General features: G+C 43.1%; 29 protein-coding genes and 1 pseudogene. 12 read left to right on the top strand and 18 right to left on the bottom strand.

The genetic code is table 11. The features are described from left to right. Positions 1-48 precede the first annotated feature (48 nt). On the bottom strand, positions 49-1,101 hold the full coding sequence (locus SOO65_RS10205) for a chromate transporter (protein WP_321400006.1): 1,053 nt from the start codon (positions 1,099-1,101) through the stop codon (positions 49-51). 165 nt (positions 1,102-1,266) lie between these two features. Between SOO65_RS10205 and SOO65_RS20805 the strand changes: the two are divergent. The 3 genes and pseudogenes from SOO65_RS20805 to SOO65_RS10185 all read left to right on the top strand — a co-directional run bounded on the left by SOO65_RS20805 (position 1,267) and on the right by SOO65_RS10185 (position 4,079). Beyond that, positions 1,267-2,728 (top strand): annotated as a pseudogene (locus SOO65_RS20805) (FumA C-terminus/TtdB family hydratase beta subunit). A 98-nt stretch (positions 2,729-2,826) separates the two neighbouring features. Beyond that, positions 2,827-3,210, top strand: coding sequence for a hypothetical protein (locus SOO65_RS10190; RefSeq protein WP_321389488.1), 384 nt, complete (start codon positions 2,827-2,829; stop codon positions 3,208-3,210). After that, the gene (locus SOO65_RS10185) at positions 3,210-4,079 is read left to right on the top strand and encodes an IS3 family transposase (RefSeq protein ID WP_321400195.1); all 870 of its coding nucleotides are present in this window, start codon (positions 3,210-3,212) and stop codon (positions 4,077-4,079) included. Before SOO65_RS10190 ends, SOO65_RS10185 begins: the two co-directional genes overlap by 1 nt. A 38-nt stretch (positions 4,080-4,117) precedes the next feature. Here the strand turns inward: SOO65_RS10185 and SOO65_RS10180 are convergent, their stop codons facing one another. After that, a complete protein-coding gene (locus SOO65_RS10180; RefSeq protein ID WP_321399999.1) occupies positions 4,118-4,249 on the bottom strand; it encodes a hypothetical protein in 132 nt (43 codons plus the stop codon). 137 nt (positions 4,250-4,386) lie between these two features. Here SOO65_RS10180 and SOO65_RS10175 point away from each other — a divergent pair, with 137 nt between their 5' ends. Then, positions 4,387-4,587, top strand: coding sequence for a hypothetical protein (locus tag SOO65_RS10175; protein ID WP_321399997.1), 201 nt, complete (start codon positions 4,387-4,389; stop codon positions 4,585-4,587). A gap of 4 nt (positions 4,588-4,591) precedes the next feature. Here SOO65_RS10175 and SOO65_RS10170 read toward each other — a convergent pair whose 3' ends face one another. Genes SOO65_RS10170 through SOO65_RS10160 form a run of 3 tightly spaced genes read right to left on the bottom strand, consistent with a single transcriptional unit; the run spans position 4,592 to position 7,161 of the window. After that, on the bottom strand, positions 4,592-5,350 hold the full coding sequence (locus SOO65_RS10170) for a dienelactone hydrolase family protein (RefSeq protein WP_321399995.1): 759 nt from the start codon (positions 5,348-5,350) through the stop codon (positions 4,592-4,594). A gap of 2 nt (positions 5,351-5,352) precedes the next feature. Beyond that, on the bottom strand, positions 5,353-6,363 hold the full coding sequence (locus SOO65_RS10165; RefSeq protein ID WP_321399993.1) for a 3-oxoacyl-ACP synthase III family protein: 1,011 nt from the start codon (positions 6,361-6,363) through the stop codon (positions 5,353-5,355). A gap of 57 nt (positions 6,364-6,420) precedes the next feature. Next, on the bottom strand, positions 6,421-7,161 hold the full coding sequence (locus tag SOO65_RS10160) for a YebC/PmpR family DNA-binding transcriptional regulator (RefSeq protein WP_321399991.1): 741 nt from the start codon (positions 7,159-7,161) through the stop codon (positions 6,421-6,423). 166 nt (positions 7,162-7,327) lie between these two features. Between SOO65_RS10160 and SOO65_RS10155 the strand changes: the two genes are divergently transcribed. Both SOO65_RS10155 and SOO65_RS10150 read left to right on the top strand, forming a co-directional pair. Continuing rightward, positions 7,328-8,596: a cytochrome-c peroxidase gene (locus SOO65_RS10155; protein ID WP_321399990.1), complete on the top strand. Its 1,269-nt coding sequence runs from the start codon at positions 7,328-7,330 to the stop codon at positions 8,594-8,596. Continuing rightward, complete coding sequence (locus SOO65_RS10150) at positions 8,559-9,143, top strand: thioredoxin family protein (protein WP_321399988.1); 585 nt, start codon at positions 8,559-8,561, stop codon at positions 9,141-9,143. The genes SOO65_RS10155 and SOO65_RS10150 overlap by 38 nt, the downstream gene beginning before the upstream one ends. Before the next feature lie 167 nt (positions 9,144-9,310). Here the strand turns inward: SOO65_RS10150 and SOO65_RS10145 are convergent, their stop codons facing one another. Continuing rightward, a complete protein-coding gene (locus tag SOO65_RS10145) occupies positions 9,311-9,973 on the bottom strand; it encodes a class I SAM-dependent methyltransferase (RefSeq protein ID WP_321399986.1) in 663 nt (220 codons plus the stop codon). A gap of 21 nt (positions 9,974-9,994) precedes the next feature. On the opposite strand from SOO65_RS10145, the gene SOO65_RS10140 reads away from it, so the two are divergent. Then, on the top strand, positions 9,995-10,903 hold the full coding sequence (locus SOO65_RS10140; RefSeq protein WP_321399984.1) for a histone deacetylase family protein: 909 nt from the start codon (positions 9,995-9,997) through the stop codon (positions 10,901-10,903). Here SOO65_RS10140 and SOO65_RS10135 read toward each other — a convergent pair. The 7 genes from SOO65_RS10135 to SOO65_RS10105 all read right to left on the bottom strand — a co-directional run bounded on the left by SOO65_RS10135 (position 10,876) and on the right by SOO65_RS10105 (position 15,545). Next, positions 10,876-11,319, bottom strand: coding sequence for a hypothetical protein (locus SOO65_RS10135; RefSeq protein WP_321399982.1), 444 nt, complete (start codon positions 11,317-11,319; stop codon positions 10,876-10,878). The genes SOO65_RS10140 and SOO65_RS10135 overlap by 28 nt on opposite strands. Positions 11,320-11,458: 139 nt before the next feature. After that, positions 11,459-11,914 carry a hypothetical protein gene (locus SOO65_RS10130; RefSeq protein WP_321399980.1) on the bottom strand — a complete coding sequence of 152 codons (456 nt, stop codon included), beginning with the start codon at positions 11,912-11,914 and terminating at the stop codon, positions 11,459-11,461. 11 nt (positions 11,915-11,925) lie between these two features. Next, complete coding sequence (locus SOO65_RS10125) at positions 11,926-12,378, bottom strand: hypothetical protein (protein WP_321399978.1); 453 nt, start codon at positions 12,376-12,378, stop codon at positions 11,926-11,928. A 324-nt stretch (positions 12,379-12,702) separates the two neighbouring features. Continuing rightward, a complete protein-coding gene (locus SOO65_RS10120; protein ID WP_321399976.1) occupies positions 12,703-13,131 on the bottom strand; it encodes a hypothetical protein in 429 nt (142 codons plus the stop codon). 98 nt (positions 13,132-13,229) lie between these two features. Continuing rightward, the gene (locus tag SOO65_RS10115) at positions 13,230-13,673 is read right to left on the bottom strand and encodes a hypothetical protein (protein WP_321399974.1); all 444 of its coding nucleotides are present in this window, start codon (positions 13,671-13,673) and stop codon (positions 13,230-13,232) included. 81 nt (positions 13,674-13,754) lie between these two features. Then, on the bottom strand, positions 13,755-14,270 hold the full coding sequence (locus tag SOO65_RS10110; RefSeq protein ID WP_321399972.1) for an acyl-CoA thioesterase: 516 nt from the start codon (positions 14,268-14,270) through the stop codon (positions 13,755-13,757). Between the two features lie 9 nt (positions 14,271-14,279). Further along, on the bottom strand, positions 14,280-15,545 hold the full coding sequence (locus tag SOO65_RS10105; RefSeq protein ID WP_321399970.1) for an acetyl-CoA C-acetyltransferase: 1,266 nt from the start codon (positions 15,543-15,545) through the stop codon (positions 14,280-14,282). Between the two features lie 113 nt (positions 15,546-15,658). Between SOO65_RS10105 and SOO65_RS10100 the strand changes: the two genes are divergently transcribed. Genes SOO65_RS10100 through SOO65_RS10090 form a run of 3 tightly spaced genes read left to right on the top strand, consistent with a single transcriptional unit; the run spans position 15,659 to position 17,039 of the window. Beyond that, positions 15,659-16,159 carry a TetR/AcrR family transcriptional regulator gene (locus SOO65_RS10100; protein WP_407676994.1) on the top strand — a complete coding sequence of 167 codons (501 nt, stop codon included), beginning with the start codon at positions 15,659-15,661 and terminating at the stop codon, positions 16,157-16,159. After that, positions 16,156-16,590, top strand: coding sequence for a PaaI family thioesterase (locus tag SOO65_RS10095; RefSeq protein WP_321399966.1), 435 nt, complete (start codon positions 16,156-16,158; stop codon positions 16,588-16,590). Before SOO65_RS10100 ends, SOO65_RS10095 begins: the two co-directional genes overlap by 4 nt. Beyond that, entirely contained in the window at positions 16,587-17,039 is a 453-nt protein-coding gene (locus SOO65_RS10090; protein ID WP_321399964.1) for a YiiD C-terminal domain-containing protein, read from the top strand. Before SOO65_RS10095 ends, SOO65_RS10090 begins: the two co-directional genes overlap by 4 nt. Here SOO65_RS10090 and SOO65_RS10085 read toward each other — a convergent pair. Continuing rightward, positions 17,036-17,269, bottom strand: a complete 234-nt coding sequence (locus SOO65_RS10085) for a hypothetical protein (RefSeq protein WP_321399962.1) — start codon at positions 17,267-17,269, stop codon at positions 17,036-17,038. The genes SOO65_RS10090 and SOO65_RS10085 overlap by 4 nt on opposite strands. A 37-nt stretch (positions 17,270-17,306) precedes the next feature. On the opposite strand from SOO65_RS10085, the gene SOO65_RS10080 reads away from it, so the two are divergent. Then, positions 17,307-18,188 (top strand): hypothetical protein, encoded by an 882-nt coding sequence (locus SOO65_RS10080; RefSeq protein ID WP_321399960.1) that lies wholly within the window; start codon positions 17,307-17,309, stop codon positions 18,186-18,188. A 103-nt stretch (positions 18,189-18,291) separates the two neighbouring features. Then, positions 18,292-19,092 carry an HNH endonuclease gene (locus tag SOO65_RS10075; protein WP_321399958.1) on the top strand — a complete coding sequence of 267 codons (801 nt, stop codon included), beginning with the start codon at positions 18,292-18,294 and terminating at the stop codon, positions 19,090-19,092. Here SOO65_RS10075 and SOO65_RS10070 read toward each other — a convergent pair. The 4 genes from SOO65_RS10070 to SOO65_RS10055 are packed head-to-tail and all read right to left on the bottom strand — an operon-like array spanning position 19,076 to position 21,804. After that, entirely contained in the window at positions 19,076-19,717 is a 642-nt protein-coding gene (locus tag SOO65_RS10070; RefSeq protein ID WP_321399956.1) for a hypothetical protein, read from the bottom strand. The genes SOO65_RS10075 and SOO65_RS10070 overlap by 17 nt on opposite strands. Next, positions 19,714-20,157: a 6-pyruvoyl trahydropterin synthase family protein gene (locus SOO65_RS10065; protein WP_321399954.1), complete on the bottom strand. Its 444-nt coding sequence runs from the start codon at positions 20,155-20,157 to the stop codon at positions 19,714-19,716. The genes SOO65_RS10070 and SOO65_RS10065 overlap by 4 nt, the downstream gene beginning before the upstream one ends. Continuing rightward, positions 20,138-20,551, bottom strand: a complete 414-nt coding sequence (locus SOO65_RS10060) for a thermonuclease family protein (protein ID WP_321399952.1) — start codon at positions 20,549-20,551, stop codon at positions 20,138-20,140. The genes SOO65_RS10065 and SOO65_RS10060 overlap by 20 nt, the downstream gene beginning before the upstream one ends. Continuing rightward, positions 20,527-21,804 carry a 3'-5' exonuclease gene (locus tag SOO65_RS10055; RefSeq protein WP_321399951.1) on the bottom strand — a complete coding sequence of 426 codons (1,278 nt, stop codon included), beginning with the start codon at positions 21,802-21,804 and terminating at the stop codon, positions 20,527-20,529. Before SOO65_RS10055 ends, SOO65_RS10060 begins: the two co-directional genes overlap by 25 nt. Positions 21,805-21,806 lie beyond the last annotated feature (2 nt).

Below are 21,806 nucleotides of genomic sequence, written 5' to 3'. Positions count from 1 at the left end.
TACAAGATGGGAGGCGTTTCATTTTCGTCAAGGTTTGAACGAAAAAAATTATAAAAAGAAATAACCGAGAGCACCGCCAGAGATTATTAAGTAAGCGGAATTTAATCTTTTAAATACCAGTAAAAGAGTGATCGAAATTAGACCCAAGGCAGCTGTTAGAGGATTTATAAAACTGGCCATAGAAAGCTTGATTAACACAACAATCATGAGCCCCAGCGAAGCAGCATTCACTCCATCCAAAGCATGAGAAAAAAATTCTGAGGCACGCAATCGAGTAAGAAATGGGGTTACTAATGCCACAAAAATAAATGAGGGCACAAAAATCCCCAATGTCGAGAATATGGATCCACTGAAACCATCAATGAGATAACCAATGAAAGACGCTGTTGTGAAGACCGGCCCAGGTGTCACCTGCCCAATAGTGATGGCATCCAATAATTGAGACTCAGTCAGAAGCTTAGATTTTTCAACCAAGTCCTTTTGCAAAAATCCAAGGAGAACGTATCCACTTCCAAACAGTACCGAGCCGACCTTGAAAAAGAACATAAACAATTCAAAACTCAAGCTTAGTTTCTGATGAAACTTTGTTCTATAGAGGCCCATGAAAAGGCCAGCACCAAAAATAACAGCCAACTCGTTGATTCCGTAAAAAATTAAAACGCTAGAAAGGACCAAGGTAATGATCGATACCATACCGGTGTTGTAGATCGTTTGACCAAGTTTCCAGAGGGCCAGGAAAACCACCCCCACCACCACGGGCCGCATACCTTTTAGAATTGCATTAGTATCTGGAACTGTTCCAAAATGAGAATACAAGGCGGCCACAGCGAGAACGATTAAAAAGGCCGGTAAAATAAAACACACACCACTTATGATGAGTCCACGCCATCCGGCCAGCTTATGACCGATGAAAATGGCCAGCTCAGTTGAATTGGGACCGGGAATGAGATTTGTGGCACCAAGGAGATCCATAAACTCCTTTTCCGATAACCAGGCACGTCTATCCACGACTTCTGAGCGCATCATAGCAATATGAGCAGCAGGTCCTCCGAAGCTCAAAAATCCGAGTTTCAAAAAAACATGGGCAAGAGATTTTTCCATACGACAATTTTCCTTCAAAAAGAACGAACTTACGACTAAAATGTAGCCACATATTAGGAGATATTTATGACTAAGAAAGTGGCCACAAAGCGCCCTGTAAAAAAGGCCGTGGCAAAAAAACCGGTAAAAAAAGTCCTCTCTAAGAAAGTTCCCGCAGCAAAAAAAATCGATCCCAAAACACAAACCATCGAATCCCTTCTTGAACTCATCCGCATCACTTCAACAGTAGTTCCTGATGATGTGGCAAAAACTCTGATGAAGGCCCGTTCACAAGAAGAGCAGAACACAACTGCTTCTTACGCCATGAACATCATCAAAGATAATATGGATCTTGCTAAGTTTAAGTCTCAGCCGCTTTGCCAGGATACTGGAACTGTGATTTTCTTCGTTTATCACCCTCCTGGATTCTTCCAGAATGACTTCAAAGAACTCATTAAGAAGGCCGTGGTTAAAGCAACTCAAAAAGGTTACCTCCGTCAGAACTCAGTAAACTCTCTTACTGGTGAAAACGCAGGAACAAATCTTGGTGAAGGTCACCCTTCAATTCACTTCTATGAAACGAAAGGCAAAGAAGTTGAAGTTAAGCTTGTTCTTAAGGGCGGCGGTTGCGAAAACGTTTCTGCTCAATACTCTCTTCCAGACACAACTCTAGGTGCGGGTCGTGATCTTGAAGGTGTACGTAAGGTTGTGATCGATGCAGTTTATAAAGCTCAAGGTAAAGGTTGCGGTCCAGGCGCACTGGGTGTTTGTATCGGTGGTGACCGTGCTGACTCAGCCTACGCAGCGAAGAAACAACTTCTTCGTAAACTTGATGATAAAAACACGAATGCAGATCTAGCAAAACTAGAATCAGAGATCGTTGAAACATGTAACAAACTCGGAATCGGCCCTATGGGCTTCGGTGGTAAGACAACTCTTATCTCATGTAAGATGACTCACGCTAACCGCGTTCCTGCCTCATTCTTCGTTTCAATTTCATACATGTGCTGGGCATTCCGCCGTCAGGGTGTGGTGCTTGATGCTAAGAAAAACACAATTAAAAAATGGTTGTACTAATATGAAAAAACTATCTTATCCGTTTTCTCCAGAAGCAGTTCGTGAACTTAAAGTGGGAGACATGGTTCTCATCACTGGTAAGCTTTTTACCGGCCGTGATGCTGTTCACAAGTACCTTCACGACGGTGGGAAATCTCCGGTAAATCTTAAAAACCAAATTATCTATCACTGCGGTCCAGTGACTCTTCAAGATAAGAAAACTAAGAAGTGGACTGTTACTGCCGCGGGGCCTACGACTTCTATTCGTGAAGAGCCATATCAGTGGGAAGTGATTCGTGATCACGGTATCGTTGGTGTGATTGGTAAAGGTGGCATGGGACAAAAGACCCTTGATGCTTGTAAAGAGTACGGCTGCGTTTATTTCCACGCTGTAGGCGGCGCTGCTCAGGTTCTTGCTGAGAAGATTAAATCAGTAGATGGTCTATACCTTGAAGAGTTCGGTCTTCCAGAGGCGATCTGGGAAATGTCTGTAGAAGATTTTCCGGTTGTAGTAACGATGGATGCTCATGGAAACTCGCTTCACAAAGATGTTGAAGCTCATTCAAAAGAAGCTTTAAAAGAAGTGCTATAAAAGAGAAGGGCCCGTAATGATCTGTACCCCATTTTCTAGACAAGCTAAAAAAACCGCTTTTCTAAAAAATGGGCTAAAATCCTTAAAAGGAGCAGATTATGAGGGCCTTTTCTCTTTCTGAGCGCAAAAAGCTCACAACTAATCCCTACGTTATTAAAATTACCGAAAAATCTATTTCGTTCAGCAATGAATTTAAACGGCTCATGCTCCATGGAGTAGATGACGGTAGAACTCGTCAACAATTCTTCAATGATACTCTTAGTGTTAACTGCTTCGATAAGAAGTACGTTGACTCCTCACTGAATAGATGGAGAAGAGAAGAAAAGTTTAAAAATGTACCAAAGAAGCGTGGTCGCCGGAAAGATCCTAATAAAATGACTATCGAGGAGCTCAAAGCCGAACTTGCTCTCCAAAAGGAGATCAATGCTCAGCTAAAAAAGGCCCAAGGTCTCACCGAAGACGATCCGCTGTTTTTTCTTTAATCGGTGAGGCCATCTCCAAAGATCCATCGTTAAATCGCTCCTATCTTTGTCGTTTAATGTCTGTTAGTCGAAGTGGATTTTATTCCTCTCGAAAATCCTCAGAGGCCCGCCAAGAAAGAGATAGAATGGCATGTAAGATCATTAAGCATTATCACGAGAGAAGTAGGAAAAAAGCAGGTATCATCACGCTTGATTTACTCATGCGAAGAGATGGACATGTTATAAACCACAAAAAGATCGCCAGAATTAAACGAGAGTATGGATTTGAAACAAAAATCCGTCGTCGAAATCCTTATCGCGCAATCCCTTTGAAGTCTGGGGAGCATGTCGAAATACCAAACTTACTTAAAAGAGACTTCTATCCACCACTTCCAGATCAGGTGTATTCGACAGATATGACTTACTTGTATTATGGAAATTGTGACAAAGCTTTCTTGTCAGCGACCAAAGACCTTGCGACTAACGAGATCGTCTCTTACAAATTAATGAAAACACCAACAGTATCTGCATTTGCATGCGAGTTCAAAGAATTGCTGAGTAAGATTCCAATCGAGAAAAGAACTGATCTAATGATTCATTCAGATCAAGGCTTCCAATATACTAATGAAGAATTTAGAGCAGTTCTGAGGCTAGCAGGTGTAACTCAGTCGATGTCACGGAGAGGTAATTGCCTAGATAACGCACCAATTGAATCATTTTTTGGTCACTTCAAAGATCTCTTAGAGATTAAAAAATGTCGATCATATGAAGAGGTTGAAAAGGTGGTATCCAGTACCATCAAATATTATAATGAAGAAAGGCCCCAAAAGGGTTTAAATAAAAAGCCCCCGGCAGAATACCGAGGGCTATTATTAAGCGGTTTTTTTTAAATGTACTTTTTATGGGGTACAGTTTATAAGGGCCCTTTTTATTTGCGGACCTGTTTCTTTACAGGTTTTGAATCTGTTGTCTGTGTCGTGCTTTGCTTGATGTTCTCTTTCACTCTCTGGCCATAGGCCGCAAAACTAAATCCTAAAACTAATACTAGTAATAAACGCATAGGGACCTCGCTTTTAGCTATTATAAGACCTCATCGGTACTTTTCATAAACTATTGAAACGAGACCTGTAATGACCAATAAATCCTATTGAAATGCCTTATTTTTAAGACCTTCCGTAAGTTTTCCGACAAGAGAGCATGGATTTAAACCAACTCTTCCATTTAAAAGAAACTCTCCTAAAAGAACTCGAGGCCGAAGTCGCGAAGATGGAATTTGCGAGCACTGAAGAACGTACTGAGTACTATGATAAATCCATGGAAGTGATCATCAATTTTTATTCGAGGGCGATCATGAAAACCATCTTGGACCCGGAAAATTCCAAGTCCAAGGCGGCATAAAATCTTAAAGTGTTTCTTTAAAGAAGCGCTTCATCTCTTCAAAAGATCGCTTGTCCGCTAGTTCATTGTAAGCAGCACCTTTTGAATTATCATTACCAGCATCTTTAAGTGTGAAAGAGTGAACGGCGTTTCCATAAGAAACCATCGACCAGTCTGCTTTTGCTTTTCTCATCTCTTCCTGAAAATCCATCACTTCTTGTGTCGGAACAAACGGATCATCCGCACCGTGAAGGGCAAGAACCTTAGCATCCATCTTCGTTGCAGGAACTTTCGTGTTAAGTCCACCGTGGAAAGAAATCACTCCTTTCACTGGGGCACCCGAACGAGCAAGTTCAAGAGCAGCAGTCCCACCGAAGCAGTAACCAATCGCCACCATCTTGTCTTTGTTCACACGCTTATCTTTTGCAAGTGCTTCCACCGCACCATTCACGCGGCTTCTCATTTCTTTACGTTCGCCATCACGGTATTTACCAGCAAGCGACATCGCTTCTTTCACATCAGCTGCGCGCTTGCCGTCTCCATAAACATCGGCTGCCAAAGCAACATAACCCATTTCGGCGATTTGTTTTGCACGCATCTCTGTGTACTCACCTACTCCCATCCAATCCGGGAAGATCACTACGGCCGGAAGAGGTTTTTTAAACTTATCATCATAGGCCAAGGTTCCAACCATCTTCACTCCGTCTTTCTCGTAAGCAAATTTTTCGGTTTTAACTTTAGCGAACGCGACTACTGGCAACAAAAGTAAGAATAAGAATTTCATGATTACCACCTGTAAACTGAACTTGCCCAAGTAAAGCCTGATCCGAAGACGGCACTTGCAACAAGGGAGCCTTTTTTAAGTTTGCCGGCCTTCACTGCTTCTGCCATCCCGATAGGAATTGTGGCGGCAGTAGTGTTACCGAATTTCTGAATGGTATTGAAGACCTTCTCTTCCGGGATTTTGAGTTCCTGCGCCACCATCTGATTAATTCTCATATTCGCCTGGTGAAACAAGAAGAGATCGATATCATCAAGAGTAAGGTTGTTTGCTTTAAGAGCTGTCATCGTACACTCACACAGTCTTCTTACTGCGTTGGCAAAAACCTTCTTACCATTCATCTGAGGATAGTGAAGTCCCTTCTCAAGCATGTCGTGAGTAATACGATCAGCACCCAGTGCCATGCCCGGAACTTCTAACCAAAGTTCCTTTGCACCGGCACCTTCGGTGTATAAGTGAGTCGACCAAACGTGAGAGTCCTTCTTTGGATCTTTCACATCTGTTCTTCTCATCACAATGGCACCAGCACCGTCACCGAATAATACGGCCACATCACGTCCACGAGTGGTTTTATCCAGCCCCTTAGAGTGAACTTCCGCTCCTACCACCAGCACCGTTTTATACTGGCCAGTTTTAATGAAAGCATCGGCGATGCTCATGGCATAGATAAAGCCCGAGCACTGCTGACGAACATCAATGGCAGGAATATCTGTAAGACCTAATTTTGGTTGAAGAAAACAAGCGGCACCGGGGAAATCATGATCAGGAGAGAGAGTCGCGAATAAAATACAATCGATTTCTTTTTTATCAATGCCAGCATTCTTGATCGCCTCTTCACAAGCGCGCAGAGCAAGATCCGTGGTACCAACTTCAGGAGTCACCCAGCGGCGCTCTTCAATTCCAGATCGCTGAACGATCCAGTCATGCGAAGTTTCCATCAACTTCTCAAGGTCATGGTTTGTGACCACACCCGGCGGTACATACATCCCTGTTCCAATGATCTCTGAACTATACATAAGCATTCCTTTGCTAATATAAAAAGGCCTTTCCGAAGAAAGGCCTAAATCAAAAATTTATTCTGCGAAAGCTTCGTTCCACTCAAGGTTGTGGTAAACCTTAGTCACATCATCATCACTCTCAAGAACGTCGATGAGCTTTTGAATCTTCTCGTAAGATTCTTTTGTTACTTCTTTTGTATTAAGCGGCAGACGCTCTAACCCTGAGTCTTCGATTTTGATTTTAAGGGCATCAAGCTTCTTATAAACATCATGGTAAGATTCAGTTGGAGCTTTCACTGTTACGAAACCATCCTCTAGTTCAACGTCATCAATGTTGAAGTCGATAAGTTCCATCATCAGATCATCAGTCGACATCTTATTCATGTCTTCTTCTTTAATCGTGAACATCGCCTTACGCTCGAATACGAACTGAAGACATCCTGGAGTACCAAGGGAACCACCGTATTTGTTAAAGTAAGAACGAACGTTACTTACAGTACGAGTTGGGTTGTCAGTTGCGGCCTCAATGAAAACGGCCACACCATCAAGGCCGTAACCTTCATAGTTGATCTCTTCAACGACTGCACCATCTTGTCCAAGACCTTTCTTGATTGCTTTATCTACGTTATCTCTTGGAACGTTATTGTCTTTGGCCTTTTGAAGAGCAATTTTTAGAGCGAAGTTTGATTCAACTTCAGCGTGGCCAGAGTTTTTAACGGCCATAAGAATTTCGCGAAGAATCTTAGTATAACTTTGTGAGCGCGCCTTATCTTGAGCGGCCTTTTTCATCTTAATGTTGTTCCATTTACGTCCCACCGGGCACTCCTATCGTAGAGAAATTTAATGACTAACTATATCCTAAAAAGCCGCTATTAGGCTTGAAAAAAGTCGGTAATAACGCGGAGTTGCGATACTTTTAGGCTTGATGTTTGGCATACCAAACCCTATGCTTTGGTATTCCGATTTTTATAAAAGGCTCTTCATGTTGTGGGTATTGGCATTTCTATTCTCATTTACTTCTGCAGAGGCGCAAAACCTCGATGATTACATTCAGAGATTGAGACTTTCCCCTCTTGCTGCTCCTCAAAAGCGCATGGCCCTTTATCAATTGGGATCAAAACTTTATTTCGATAATCGCCTTTCCGGTAAGGGCAATATCAGCTGTAACTCTTGTCACTCACAGGAAGGGTTCGGCGGAGACGGTATTCCTCTGGGTTTAGGTGAAGGTGCCCAGGGTCTGGGACATCGTCGCATGCAACAAAATGGTCTAATGCTCGCCCGTCACACTCCCGCCAATTATAATGTGGGACTTCCTGACGTTCGGACTCTTTTCTGGGACGGGCGGGTGATGCGAATCAGAGATCACTGGATGACTCCGGAACCAAAAATTAATGGCGAGAATCCGGAGCTTCCGGAAATTGCCAAGACCTTTGATTCTATTTCTGCAGTTCAAGCAGTTTTCCCTCTGGCAAATCCGGCGGAGATGCTGGGGAAAGAATCAAAACTCACAACTATTGAGGCCTGGGACCAAATCATGGCCCGCCTGCTCAGTCTTCCGGAATACGAGAAATTTTTTAGGGCCGCTTATCCTAATGTCACGACCTTTAATATCGCCCATGTTGGAAATGCCCTGGCCGAATTCCAGCGTCACCACTTTCTCGCCGTGAATACTCCTTGGGACATGTATCTTCGAGGTAGAAAAAATGCCATGACTGAAAGAATGAAAAGAGGTGCGGAAGTATTTCTAGGTAAAGGCATGTGTACTATGTGCCATGTGGGTGATCAGCTGACTTCTTATGGCTTTCAGAACATTGGTACTCCACAACTTATTGCTGACGATCACGGCCGTGCAGCAATTACTCAGAAACAAACCGACATATACAAGTTTCGCGTCTCTCCTCTTCGTAACGTTGGGGTGAGCGCTCCCTATATGCATTCTGGAACTTTCAATAACCTGTGGGAAGTCATTGAGCACTACAATGATCCCCATAATACGTTCCGCAATTTCACCTGGAACCCTCGTCACAGAAACTATTCAGACACTCTGAACCTCGACACCAATGGGGCGAATAACGATAATCGCGAAAGAACCCTTTCCCCACAATTGGCGCGAAATCTTTATCTCACCAATGAAGAAAAGGCCGATTTGTTCTGTTTCTTGAAAGTCGCTTTAACTGACATCAGTTTACAGAAATATCTCAAAGGAGTTGAAAATGAAGTTACTGATTGCTCTCCTCTTCTTAGTAAGTAGCACCTGCTTCGCCCTTACAACCGGCGAGAAGGCCCCAGCATTTAAGCTTAAAGGTCTCTCTAAAGAGGTCTCTCTTTCTGACTATAAAGGTAAAGTGGTGGTTCTTGAGTGGCTTAACCACGGCTGCCCATTCGTTCGTAAGCACTACGACTCAGGCAATATGCAGGCCCTTCAGAAGAAGTACACCGATAAGGGTGTGGTCTGGCTTTCAGTGATTTCTTCCGCCCCTGGAAAACAAGGTTATGTTGATCAGGCGGGTGCTCTTAAGGACAAAATGGAAAATAAGGCCTCACCAACTGACATTCTTCTGGATCCAACTGGTGAAGTGGGAAAACTCTACGGAGCTAAAACCAGTCCCCACATGTACATCGTTAATAAAGATGGAACCCTTGTTTACCAAGGTGCAATTGACGATAAACCAGATACAGAAAAGGATTCGATCGCAACTGCAAAGAACTACGTTGCGAATGCCTTGGATGAAGTGATGAATGGTAAAAAAGTCACCGCTCACACGACAAGAGCGTACGGATGCGCGGTTAAATATTAGTCTCGAATGTCCCGACTGTTTTAGTCGGGACAAATTTTCTCCTCTGAAACTTCTTGGAAACCTTCCACAATTAACGCTAGAATAAAATTTAAGCCCATGAATTTCTCAAGGAGGAGAAATGATCTTAAAATTTACGTTAATTACATTAGCTTGCAGTCTTTATTACTTCACACAGTATATTCAATAACAAAAACTTCTTTTTGATCTATCGTGAGGGTCACGATTTCTTCTTTATGACCTTCATCATTCATGGCATTCATAAATTGTTGTAAATAACTTCGGCCGGGATCGGATAAAATAATCTTCCCTCCCGGCCTTGCATATCTGATGAGTCCTCGAGCGACTTCCTTGGGATGCTTACTCTCGTACAATACATCTGATCCCATTACCACATCAAATTGACCCACACTACTCTCTTCTCTCCAGTTAAGGCGCATGTAATCGCACTGAACTGATGAATGGCGACAGTTGCGCTGAAAGTATTCTTCAACATCCGGATGAAAATCCGTCGCGAGAACTTTTCCACCAGCGTGACTGGCGACCAATGCTGGAAATCCTAGGCCACAACCAAGTTCTAACACCGTTTTATTTTTCACCAACTGTGGTCTTTCACCAATGTACTGGGCCAATGCCTCGGCCGCGGGCCACAGAATACCAAAGTATGGGCACAGGTCTTCCGCAAAGGGGTCTAACTGCTCTTCCGGCGTCATGGCCTCACAGATGAGATCTATTGCCTCATCCAGGTCGCGAATCGCTTCCATCACATACAATTTGCCGTTAATAGTTCGCTGTCTAATTTGGGTGGGATATTTCATCTTTATGGTTCGCATGAAACTAACTATACTCGGAAAATGCAGTTTTTCTACACTGATCACATTCAGGTTCCTCTGCCTCCGGGTCATCGTTTCCCGATGCAAAAGTATCGACTTCTCCATGAAGCTTTAGTGAATGAAAATGTCCTGACTGAGGATCAACTATATCCGGCGGAAGTGGCAAGTGATGAGGACGTGCTTCGAGTTCATACTGAGCACTATGTAATGGGTCTGAAAAATAACACCCTCTCCGAAAAAGAACTTCGACCGATTGGCCTTACCTGGAGTCCGGAACTTCTTATTCGTTCCTATACAGCAGTCGGTGGCTTTATTGCTGCTACTGATTCGGCCCTTAGAAATGGTTTCTCTGCCTTACTCGCCGGAGGAACTCACCACGCTCATGCCGATCGTGGTGAAGGTTATTGCGTGTTTAACGACTTCGCGGTCGCGGCCCTGCGATTACTAGAAATGAAGAAGGTCAAAAAAATTCTCATCATCGATCTCGATGTTCATCAAGGAAATGGTAACAGTTCCATTCTAGGAAATAGAGACGATGTTTTTATTTTGAGTCTTCATGGAGACAAGAACTATCCTTTCAGAAAAGTTCCTTCCCACTTAGATGTGGGACTGCCATCCGACACTGGTGATGAGGACTATCTTTCTGCCTTGGCGGGAGCTTTAAGACAAATTAGTCACCTGGACTATGATATTTTATTTTATCAAGCGGGAGTGGATCCCCTCAAAGAGGACACGTTGGGAACATTCGCCCTCACCTTTGATGGGCTCATGAGAAGAGACAGAATGGTGTTTGAATTTGCGGGAAATAAACCAGTGGCGATGGGACTCGGGGGCGGGTACGCAAATCCAATTGAACTTACAGTACGCGCCCACGTGAACACGATTAAAGTCGCTAAAGAATATTACTTAACAACAATGAAGACCTGGTGAACGCGCATTTTGCGAGTGTAACCATTGTCATTGAATACTTTTCTAACTGTTTCTACTTTTACAGTACAACCAGTTTCAGTCACTTTGTTCCAACGGAACACAGATACGCCACGAGTTTGAACTGTAGCACAGTCAACAAGTGAACCTTCCTGTTCAAGTTGAATCGTTTGACCATCACGAATTGAAAGAGCAGGAACAGCTACTTTTGTTTCGTTCTTAATCACACGGTGAGGATCCTGTTCAATCGTCTCAGTTGTAAAAGTGATGAAAGCATCAGACTTCATCTTGTTAACAGAAAAAGAAGCATCTGGATTTTGTTTCCAGTAAGACTCAGCAACTTCATAAACCAGAACCTTTGAAGAAGCGTGTGCTGCCGAGAAAGCAAGTAGTGAGAAAACGAGTGCGAACAATTTCATACAAACTCCATTAATAAAAGTTAAACGAATGGTCGTGTATAAAGGCCCCACTCACCTGTTGTAAAATGCTTTTAATTTGTGCACAAAGATAAAAGCGGGTACCTTAAGATACCCGCTATGTGAGAGTTAATTTAAGTGTTTAATTGTTGGTGATGAGAAGGACCTGAGTTCTGTCTTCTTTACGAACCTCATACCCATTGTCCACCATCTTTTTTACGTGCCTAACCTTCAACTTACATCCAGTCATTGTGATATTGTCATGTCTGAAAATTGAAACACCACGAGTTCTGACCGATGCACATTCTGTTAAAGCACCATCTTGTTCGAAGATAATGTTTTGTGAGGCTGTGTCATATGAGAGACCGGCCACTCGAGTACTAACGGACATTTGTGGAGCATCACGACGGCTACCTGAGCCACCGAACTGCTCTCTGAAATTCAAACTTACCCACGCTCGACCATTGTCTTTATTTACTTCAAAGACGGCCTTAAGCTCGCGGGCCCACGAATTCTTAGGAACTTCAAGAACCACTGTCTCAGCGGCTTGAGCTTGAGCAATACAAAGAACTGCAAAAACAAGAGTTAAGAATTTCATGGTGATGCTCCTTACTCAGCAATCAAGTGAACTTGAGTTACACTGATGTAACGAGTTCTGAAACCATCATCTTGGGCCTTTTTCGCCTTCTTAACGATTAGTTTACAGCCAGTCGGAGTGATCTTGTCGTACTTGAAGATCGATACACCACGAGTGCGAACGGTTGCACATTCTACGATTCTGCCATCTTGATCAAGTACAATTGATTTTGAAGCTTCATCGTAAGACATGCCCGGAACTTTAGCGCGAGTTTCGCGAGCGAATTCACCTGGACCAGCAGATTTGTGGCCACCTCGACGCGGTTGAATTTGCATAAGCGTTACCCAGGCGCGACCTTGCTCTTTGTTCACTTCAAATTTTGCTTCGTTTCTTTCTGCCCAATGATCAGTTGGAACTTCAAGAACCATGGAAGCGTTGGCCGCAGAAACAAATAACAGAGACAGAGACACTGCTAACATTTTCATAACAAACCTCTTTTTGTTAATGGTTAACGAACGCCCAAAGAATTAACAAAAAAAAGTTACCTGTGTTCTTAAACTTAAATGAAGCGCTACGCGACCTATCATCTGTATTTGATCACTAAAAAAAACAAATTTCCCCTCTAGTAAGTTGCATTTCTGGCCAAATTGTCACCAGCAATTTCCAACTTCCAGGTAAGAAAAAATAATTTGCGCCCATTAGATTTCCTAACAGAATCTTTGCAAAACTATGATGTGACTTTCAGGAATTGAGGATTTTTTAGGAGAGAACGTACGCTGATCCGAAGACCAGCGTATGTCAGAGAAGAATTACTCAGTGATAAGGTGAACTTGTGTGTTCGTGAAACGGCTGTTCGCTCTTGGAACTCTCTTAGTTACAAGCTTACATCCTGTTGGAGTAATTTTGTTGTAACGGAAGATTGAAATTCCACGTAGCTCAACAGTCGCGCACTCAAGAAGAGCACCGTCTTTAACTAGAACAACAGTGTTTGTGGCAGCATCGAAAGAAAGACCTTCAACGTTTGCTTTCTCTTCGTAAACGATGTCACGAACATCACCACGACCACCGTGCTTACGAACAGTTTGCTGAAGAACAACCCATGCAGTGTCGTTCTTTCTGTTGATTTCGAATTTAGCTTCAGTTTTATGGCTCATTGACACTGTACCAGTTTCAAGAACAACTGATGCGTGAGCTGAAGAAACAAGAAGAAGGGCGAAAGATAGGGCCAACTTTTTCATAACAAACCTCTTAGTAATGGTTAAAAAAGAAACACCATTAACAAAGAGGTCTGTCTCTGTAGATACAAAATTTTACGAACTGATTACAAAAGAAAACACTAGAGAACGTTCAAAAGCACCTGCATCATTTCGATGCGTCTGATTTCAAATCCATCGTCATAATCTCTCATGACTTTTTTAAGTTTTAACTCACAATTTGTTGGTTGAATGTAGTCCCAACGAAAAATGGAGCGGCCACGGGATTCAACTTTGGCACAAGTCGTTATAGCACCATCTTTTTCATAAACAATGGTTGAAGATTCTTTATCGAATGTAAGTCCTGGAACAAGTTGACGGTAGTAACTGTAGTAGCGATCTCGACGGGCCTGACTTGCATCCCAAGCTTTGATCGTCACCCAAGCTCTTCCTTGATCGCGGTTAATTTCAAACATGGGAGTTGCTTCTGTTCTCCAGAAACCAGCACGAACTTCTGCTACAACAGTTTCATCAGCGCGAGCAACAGACCAGAGAAGAAAAACAAGAGTCAGGACGATCAATTTCATATTCCCTCTTTTGTTAGAATTAACAGCAGAAATTTCTAACAAAAGAGGAAGGATTTCATGACTTAAATGTGGCCAAAAGACCTACGCTAAATATTTACTCTCGATTCCATACCACTCTGCGCTGAGTTCTTGTGCGCGGTTCTGAAGCTCTTGGTCTTTGAAGAGATCCATCACTTCCTGGGTAGAAACTGTTCCACCTTTTCGTTTAAGGAAGCGAACTTTCACAAGTCCGGTGGCCATAAGCTCGCCATTTTTTACAAATCGCTGTTGGATAAAAAAATATTTATCATCGTAGCCCATGATTTGGGTCTCAAGCTGAAACTTGTCCCAGAGTTCCAAAGATTTTTTAAACTTGATGGTCTCTCCCGCCACAACTGAATACCAACCATTTTTCATGGCCAAATCATAGACCCCATTGCGGAAGATCATGTCCCAGCGGCCAAAGTCCATGAAGGAGAAATAGACACCGTTATTAACGTGCCAGAGTAGATCCAAATCTGTTGGAAGAACTCGCATGTTAATAACGGTCTTTTCGCTAAACTGCGTTTTAGTAAGAAAGCGCTTCTTCAAAAAAATGAGAATTGTTCTGAAGATCATGTGCATACATTACCTCTCAATAATGGCCGCAACTCCCATACCACCTGCTGTACAAACCGAAACGAGTAGTCGGCCCTTACCTGCCTCTTTTAAAATTTTTCCGGCCGCTGCCACAATTCGTCCACCAGTTGCTGCGAATGGGTGACCTACTGCAAGTGAACCACCCTTCACATTCATCTTATTGCGATCAATTGATCCCATCGCCTTATCGCGACCAAGCACACGCTTACAGTAAGCTGGATCTTCCCAGGCCTTTAACGTACACAGAACTTGTCCTGCGAAGGCCTCATGGATTTCGTAGAAATCAAAATCTTGAAGAGTAAGATTATTTCTTTCCAGAAGACGAGAGACTGCAATTGTTGGCCCCATCAGAAGTCCTTCACCGTGAACAAAGTCCACTGCTGCGACTTCCGCATCTTTAAAGTAGGCCATAACTTCCAGATTATTTTCTTTGGCAAATTCTTCTGAGCCCATAAGAACAACTGAAGCGCCATCTGTTAAAGGAGTTGAGTTCCCTGCAGTGAGAGAGCCTTTACCGCTAAAATCAAATGCAGGTTTTAACTTTCCGAGTTTTTCTAATGAAGTGTCTTTGCGTGTGAATGCATCTTTCTTCAGACCCTGAAAGTTAATAATGAGATCGTCATAAAAACCTTCTTCATAGGCCTTCGCTGCTTTCTGATGCGATTCAAGAGCAAGTTGGTCTTGCGCTTCACGAGTGATGCCCCACTCTTTCACCATAAGTTCAGTGTGCTCACCCATCGATAGACCTGTACGAGGTTCTTTCACCGCCGGAATCTCAGGCTTAAGCATTTTTGGATTAAAGCTTGAAAGAATTTTTAGTTTATCAGTTAAGGTCTTGGCGTTTTGAAGCTTAATCATAAAGTGAGTCAAACGACGCTGACCCACGAATGGAATATCAGAGTTTGTATCTGAACCACCCGCGATACCGGACTCCATCTGGCCCGCGGCAATTTTTAGTGCCACAAGATTTGCGGCCTCAAGACCAGTACCACAAGCACGCTGGATGTTAAGGCCCGGAGTTCTTGGATCAAGTTCAGTTCCCAGTACCACTTCACGAGTAAGGTTATAGTCAAACGGGTGATTCATCACGGTTCCCGCGATCACGTCACCAAGTAGTTTGCCTTTTAAATTTGTTTTATTAACCAAATCATTCATCGCCGCTGTCAGCATGGTTTGGTTTGAGAGCCCTTGATAGCTCGTCATTGATTTTACGAAGGGAGTTCTTGAACCACCTAAAATTGCCACTTTTCTCATAACGTTCCTTTTTGACAACCGACCGGTCGGTAGGGTATACTTCATTTTAATGGAGGACCTGATAAATGTCCATACCCAATACTAAAACCGAATTATTACATGAAGCTAGCCGCATGCTCCTTAGCAAGGGACTAAACGGCTTTAGTTTGCAAGAGCTGGCCGCGTCTTTAAACATCAAGAAGGCGAGCGTCTTCCATCACTACCCTTCTAAAAATGCCCTCGCCATTGAACTGTATCGCTTTTATCAAAATGCCTTCATCGCCTGGGTCGAGAAATACAATCACCTGGCCCCTGAAAAACAGATCATGCAATATGCGGAGACCCTCACTCGCTGGATCAGTGAGAAGCAACGTGTGTGTCCAGTGGGTGCTTTAAGTCTTGAGTGGCAGCAGGTCGATCCGGATCTTCAAACTGAAATTAAAAAACTACATGAACTTCAAAAAGACTGGTTAAATTCATTATTCAAGCAGATGGATATTTCTATTCCTCGAGGAGAGGCCGTTATCTGTACCATGTCTTTACTTCAAGGCAGCTTGCAGTTGGCGCGTATTACAGGTGACCCGAATCTCGGGAAGAAAAACTTAAAATCTTATTTAAAGAGTATTAAAGCATGAGCGTACATCAAAAATGGTTAGACGGTTTAAAGCACTTTAACAAAGAAGGAAAGCTCCAGCTTCCTCCTCCCTCAATGCTTTCCTTGGGACATGAATTCCTGGAAATCGTTCCTGGTGAGAGAATGGTGGCGAAGATTCCTTTCCAAAAACAATTCACAAATCCTGTTGGCGTTTACCAAGGTGGAATCCTTGCTGGTTGTATCGATGATGTATTCGGGCCATTGTCCTACATCACGGCCCAAGGCCCTTGTTTAACAATTTCTATGAATGTGACCTTCTTAACATCCTTCACGGAAGAGATGGGCCATTGTACAATCGAGGCCCAGGTTTTAAAGAAAACAAAAAACTTTATTTTCATGCGTGCCGATGTGAAATCACCTAAGGGTGAACTCATGGCCCACGCTGAAACTCACGTTAAGGTGCTATCATGAGACTAAGACAATTGTTCTTAGAGAAAATCATTAACTTCTACGGCCCATTTGTTGGTGCCGGCGTTCGTCTTCAGAAGATGACAAAAGATTATCGTCACGCTCGCGTGTCGATGAAGCTCACCTTTTACAATAAGAACTACATGGGAACTCAGTTCGGCGGTTCTCTCTATGCCATGGTTGATCCGTGGTACATGTTGATGCTGATTAAAAATCTTGGCCGTGACTACATTGTGTGGGACAAGGCCGCGACGATTAATTTCAGAAAGCCCGGCCGTGGCACAGTGTACGCCGATTTCAATCTCACCGATGCTCATTTAGAAGAAATCCAGGCCACTCTCGCGACCCAGAATAAAATGGACTACATTTTTAAAGTTGAAATCAAAGACAAGGATGGAAAGCTCATTGCAGACGTCGATAAGGTTCTTTATATCAGAAGAAAATCGACCTAAACCGCGTGCGCCTGAAATTCAGACTCAGGGTAATAAAGCATCCAACCACGAGACTTTTTGTAAAAGCTGATTTTTTCTCCAGTGTCGAGCACACCTACAAAACGTTTTCCGTCTGATGACTCGCCCATGATCATGAAATACTTAATTTGGTGAGTCCAGTCATTGAAACGTACTTTTACGTTCTTACGGCCACCCTGTCTCCAACATCTTTCTAAACTATCCCAAATCATATTTCCCTCCTTGGACCAATATGTTAAATGATATCGTATGAGTTCAAATTTACCTATTAAATCATCCTCAAGAGCGGGGCGTTTTAAGAAGAAGTTAGTTTCCGAGTCAGAGTTACATGCGGAAGCTCCCTTCGTTCTGGCCAAAGTGACTCCGTTTCAAAAACTCCTATCGGGGTCGGATTTTGTAGCGGCCTACATACTCACGTATTTATCTCACCGCTACCCCACCAACTGGTTAGGTTCAAAGAAAAACTCATTAAAAATATCCGGTGTCGCTTGGAGAGATTTACCATTCACCTTCGAGCCAAATATTTTAAAACGTCTTGAGGGCGTTGAAACTCTGAATGAAATCTTCGCGAACTTTGCTTTGAAATCCACTCCGGAATCTGTAAATCGTGCTGTACTTGAGTGGTCTGCCGGTCGCTATGGATTAGAACTCATGTTCCGCATTCCATATCCTGCGGAAGTTTTAAAGCAACAAAAAATGGGTCGCCGCTGTGTCACGGCCATCGTTGATCAACGACTCTCCACTTATATCCTGGGCGAGCGTGATGCTCTAAGTTTCATCATGCATGACTTGATTCACGCCGATCATTTTTATTACCACAACGAATGTTACCGGGGTCAGCTGGGGTTCTACGGATTATTGGATCAAACCATCGCCTACTTTGATTTAAGCAACGAAGCCTTCGCATCCGAATTCGAATATCTCATTGCCGACATGAATGCCTATGCCGTTCATTTATTGAAGTGTCTTAAATCGGCCATGATTCATTATTTCTCTGAAGACTATTTCCGTGGCTGGACCCAGGCTTTAAATCCTCCTGTCGCCTTATATGCTTTGAATACTCCTGCCTATGTACCTGTCGAAATGGATTCGCAGCTCTTGACGTGGTTGGATCAGTATCGATTATCTTAAGACTTCGACGTCGAAGTGGAAGCGCGTCATTCACAATTGAACAAATAAATCATGAGATGTACTTCAAGATCAAACTCTTTTAACGAACATGTTAGGAGGAAATATGAATCTGAAACATCTCACAGACAAAGTACTTCTGACCGACACCAAAAAACTCGCAGCGACTTATAGAAAAGTCACTGCCGAACTCCTTCACCATATTCGAGAAATAGAGAGAAGAAAGCTTTTCTCGGAACTAGGCTATCCTTCTTTATTCAGTTACGTCGTTCAAGAGCTGGGCTTTTCTGATTCGTCAGCGATTAGAAGAATCAAAGCTGCAAGAATGCTAGAAGAGATTCCAGAAATCGAGGAAAAAATCGAAAGTGGTGAATTGAATATTTCAAACATTGCCAAAGCATCTGATACTTTTAAGCAGGAAAACATAACGGATAAAAGTTTTAAAAAGGAAATCCTCGCATCAATTGAAAATACATCCGCCAGGACCTGTGAAAAGACACTCTTGGAAATCATTAATCCAGAAAAACAAACAAAACCACTTCCTCGCCTAAACATTATACTTACAGAAGAGGAACTTTCGCTCTACGATGAGCTACGAGGTCTACTGGCACATTCGCCAGACTTTTGGAAAAGAGTATTCACTATCGCAGTCGAAGATATTAAAACTCAAAAGTTTAAATTAAAAGCATTAAAGATGCAGACTTCAGATAATCCAAGATATGTACCTTCTTTAATTAAAAAAGAAGTCTACCAAAGAGACCAGAAATGCCAGCTCTGCGGCAGCATCTATGGGCTCGAATTCGACCACATCACCCCATTCGCCCACGGAGGTAAAACCACAAAAGACAATTTGAGATTACTCTGCAGAAACTGCAATCAGAGGCAAAGAATCAAACAGCGTTTGTGAAACGCCATTTGCCATAGAAATACATCGAAAGACCTGTGCCTAAATGCCACAGAGAGTGAAACTGAAAGAGACTATGGGGATCACATCCCAGGTGCATTTCATCGATAACGAAAAAGCCAAACGATAGGGCCAGAATTCCCAGGCATAAGAATAAATTCTTATCGACTTTTCTTTTAGCGACCTCACCCAATGAGACCGCAAAGATCGCCAGGCACGCTCCTATCTTGGGCCACTTCCCTAGCTGATACATGGCCATGAAAAGTGCCACGTAATACGCGCTAAAAAAGCCCATGATCTTCAGTACCGAGAACTTTCTGAGATAATTCAATAAGGCAAAGAAGCTCAAAACCAAAACAATCGAAGCAAAGTCGAGCGCCAAAGAAACTCTAATGAAACTCCCATGACCGAACATGCTCGACAGACCCATGAGGCAGCAAACACCCGCCCACATCTTCAATTCATGGGTTTTATTTTCGATTTCACGGTAGATAGCGAGACCCGCTACCACATAAGCAAGGGACGACCAAAAAGACGATGGTTGACGGATTAAAGCGTCCTGGACCGCCTCACACTGGCACTTGTCTGGATAACAAGATGAAGGTTCGAAGCGGTCCCAAAAACTCATGGAGTGAAGATGGCAGAATTATTTTCGTTCTCGCTGACTTGAACCATACTGATCCAAACGCGGTCACCGTAAAGCTTCTTTAAAATCTTCGAAGCTTCTTCATACACATACTGAGCAGAGCCTTCCATGCCAGGATTAGGCAACACACGCAGTTGAATCACACCACTCTGATCGAGTTTCTTAAACTCTTCCATAGCAGGATCATCTTGCGAAACCAGAAACGTGTGATCAAACATATAGTTCAACCAGGCCTTCACTTCTTTTAGGCCCCCGAAATCCACGACCCATCCTTCTTTAGTGAGTTCTTTGCCTTCAAACTCGAAATAGAATTCACGAGAGTATCCGTGAACAAAACGACAGTGAGATTCCGCACGCCACTGACGGTGGGTACAAGGGAAACCACTAAAGCGTTTGGTTGATTTAAAGTTTTTTGGATTCATTTCTCTTCTCCTGCACCTTACACCAATTTACTTTTTGGCGTTTCTTAGGGACATAAGGCACGGCCAGCTGTTCACGTAGAAGCACCTCTCCTAGGTCTTTTCCGTCATAGTGGACCTTTGCCAAAATTCGCCCATAGATATCACGTTTATTGTTGTTTGTTAGGTAAATTTCCTTGGCCGCTCGAAGCTCCTTCTCAACGAAGATTTGAGCGACTTTCCCATATTCCTTCTCGCATGGTTTACGGCTCTTAAGTTCAGCGGTGTCAATCCCTAGAACTCTCACCTTCCCCACGTCAAAGGTTATGGTATCACCATCATAGTTTCTTAAATATTTAACATCTGTCCGGGCAAAAGCGCTCACTGACAACATCAAGATAAAGATAAACTTCGCCATGACTCTGTTTTATTCCTTAAATTCTTTAAGACTCGAATATATTTTCTCGTCGCGAGATCAGCGCCCAGATGCTGAAAGAATCTTCGCGTGAGATACTGTTCGGGCCCCGCATAGATTTCATCTTCCGACGCTTCAGTATAACCATAACCCACTACATGGTTGTCTCTGACGAGGATCAGGGATTTCTCACCCATCGTACGACCTTCGCCAACAATCACTAAATTATCATTCGGAAAGCGCGCCTCTTTAGAGAAATTATCGACCTTCCGGTTATGCTGAACAATTTCTTCCTTAGACTTTCCACTATCGCGATAAGCAAAGGTCTGGTCTTTTAAACCATGCTCTAAAGTTCTGAGCTTCTTCTTCGCATCGAGGTATTCTTTAAAATACCACAAACCATTCAAACCTTTTTTATAAGGGCGAATCTTAAAGAACTTCTCACCTGTATCTAACTCTTGGGTCACAATCATCCAGTGAGGTTGATAAGGATGAAAGAGCAGCTTCTTAAATTCAGCAATCAACGCTGAACCTGTGACTTCACCTTCCACCATTTCAACTTTCATAAGGAGGTCCCGATTATCGGCCTTGACCTCTAACAACTCACGAGCGGTCTTCTCCATATTAAAAGAGGCTTCAAAACGAAGGACCTTTCCATTCGGATCTTTGAAATATAATAGCCCTGCTTTCGAAGGAATCTTCTTCAGCATCTTCTCATGATGAGGAAGAAATAAAATTTTGGTGTAGGTCTTTAAGCGCAACTGTAAGAGCTCTTTAAAAAGACCCAGAGTCGCTTTAGCGTCACCAACCGCACGATGGCGTTCTTCAATCTTAATTCCGAAGAAACTACAAAGAGCATCCAGATTATAATTCCGAAGCCCTGGAATCTCGTGTTGCGCAACTTTCAAGGTACAAAAGTTCTTTACCTTCAACTCCTGTCCCATCTCCTTATATTTTTTCCGGAGAAGTCCCAGATCAAATTCCGTATTGTGAGAAACAAACACCGCTCCCTCTAAACGCATGCGAATGGCATCGGCCACTTCATAAAATTTCGGGGCGGTTTCTAACTCGCGGTTAGAAATCATGGTGAGATTTGAAATAAACTCGGGAATCGGGCGCAGAGGATTGATTAAAGTGTCGTAGACCTCGATCACTTTGTCGTCTTCAAAAGTAATCAGCGCGATCTCAATCAGATCTCGGTCTTCGTCTAACCCTGTTGCCTCAATGTCGCAGATCACATAACGTCGCGGGCCCATAG

Source organism: Peredibacter starrii (genome assembly GCF_034259205.1).
Taxonomy (GTDB): domain Bacteria; phylum Bdellovibrionota; class Bacteriovoracia; order Bacteriovoracales; family Bacteriovoracaceae; genus Peredibacter; species Peredibacter starrii.
The sequence above is the reverse complement of the archived record's forward strand: the minus strand, read 5'-3'. Positions and strand labels throughout refer to the sequence as shown.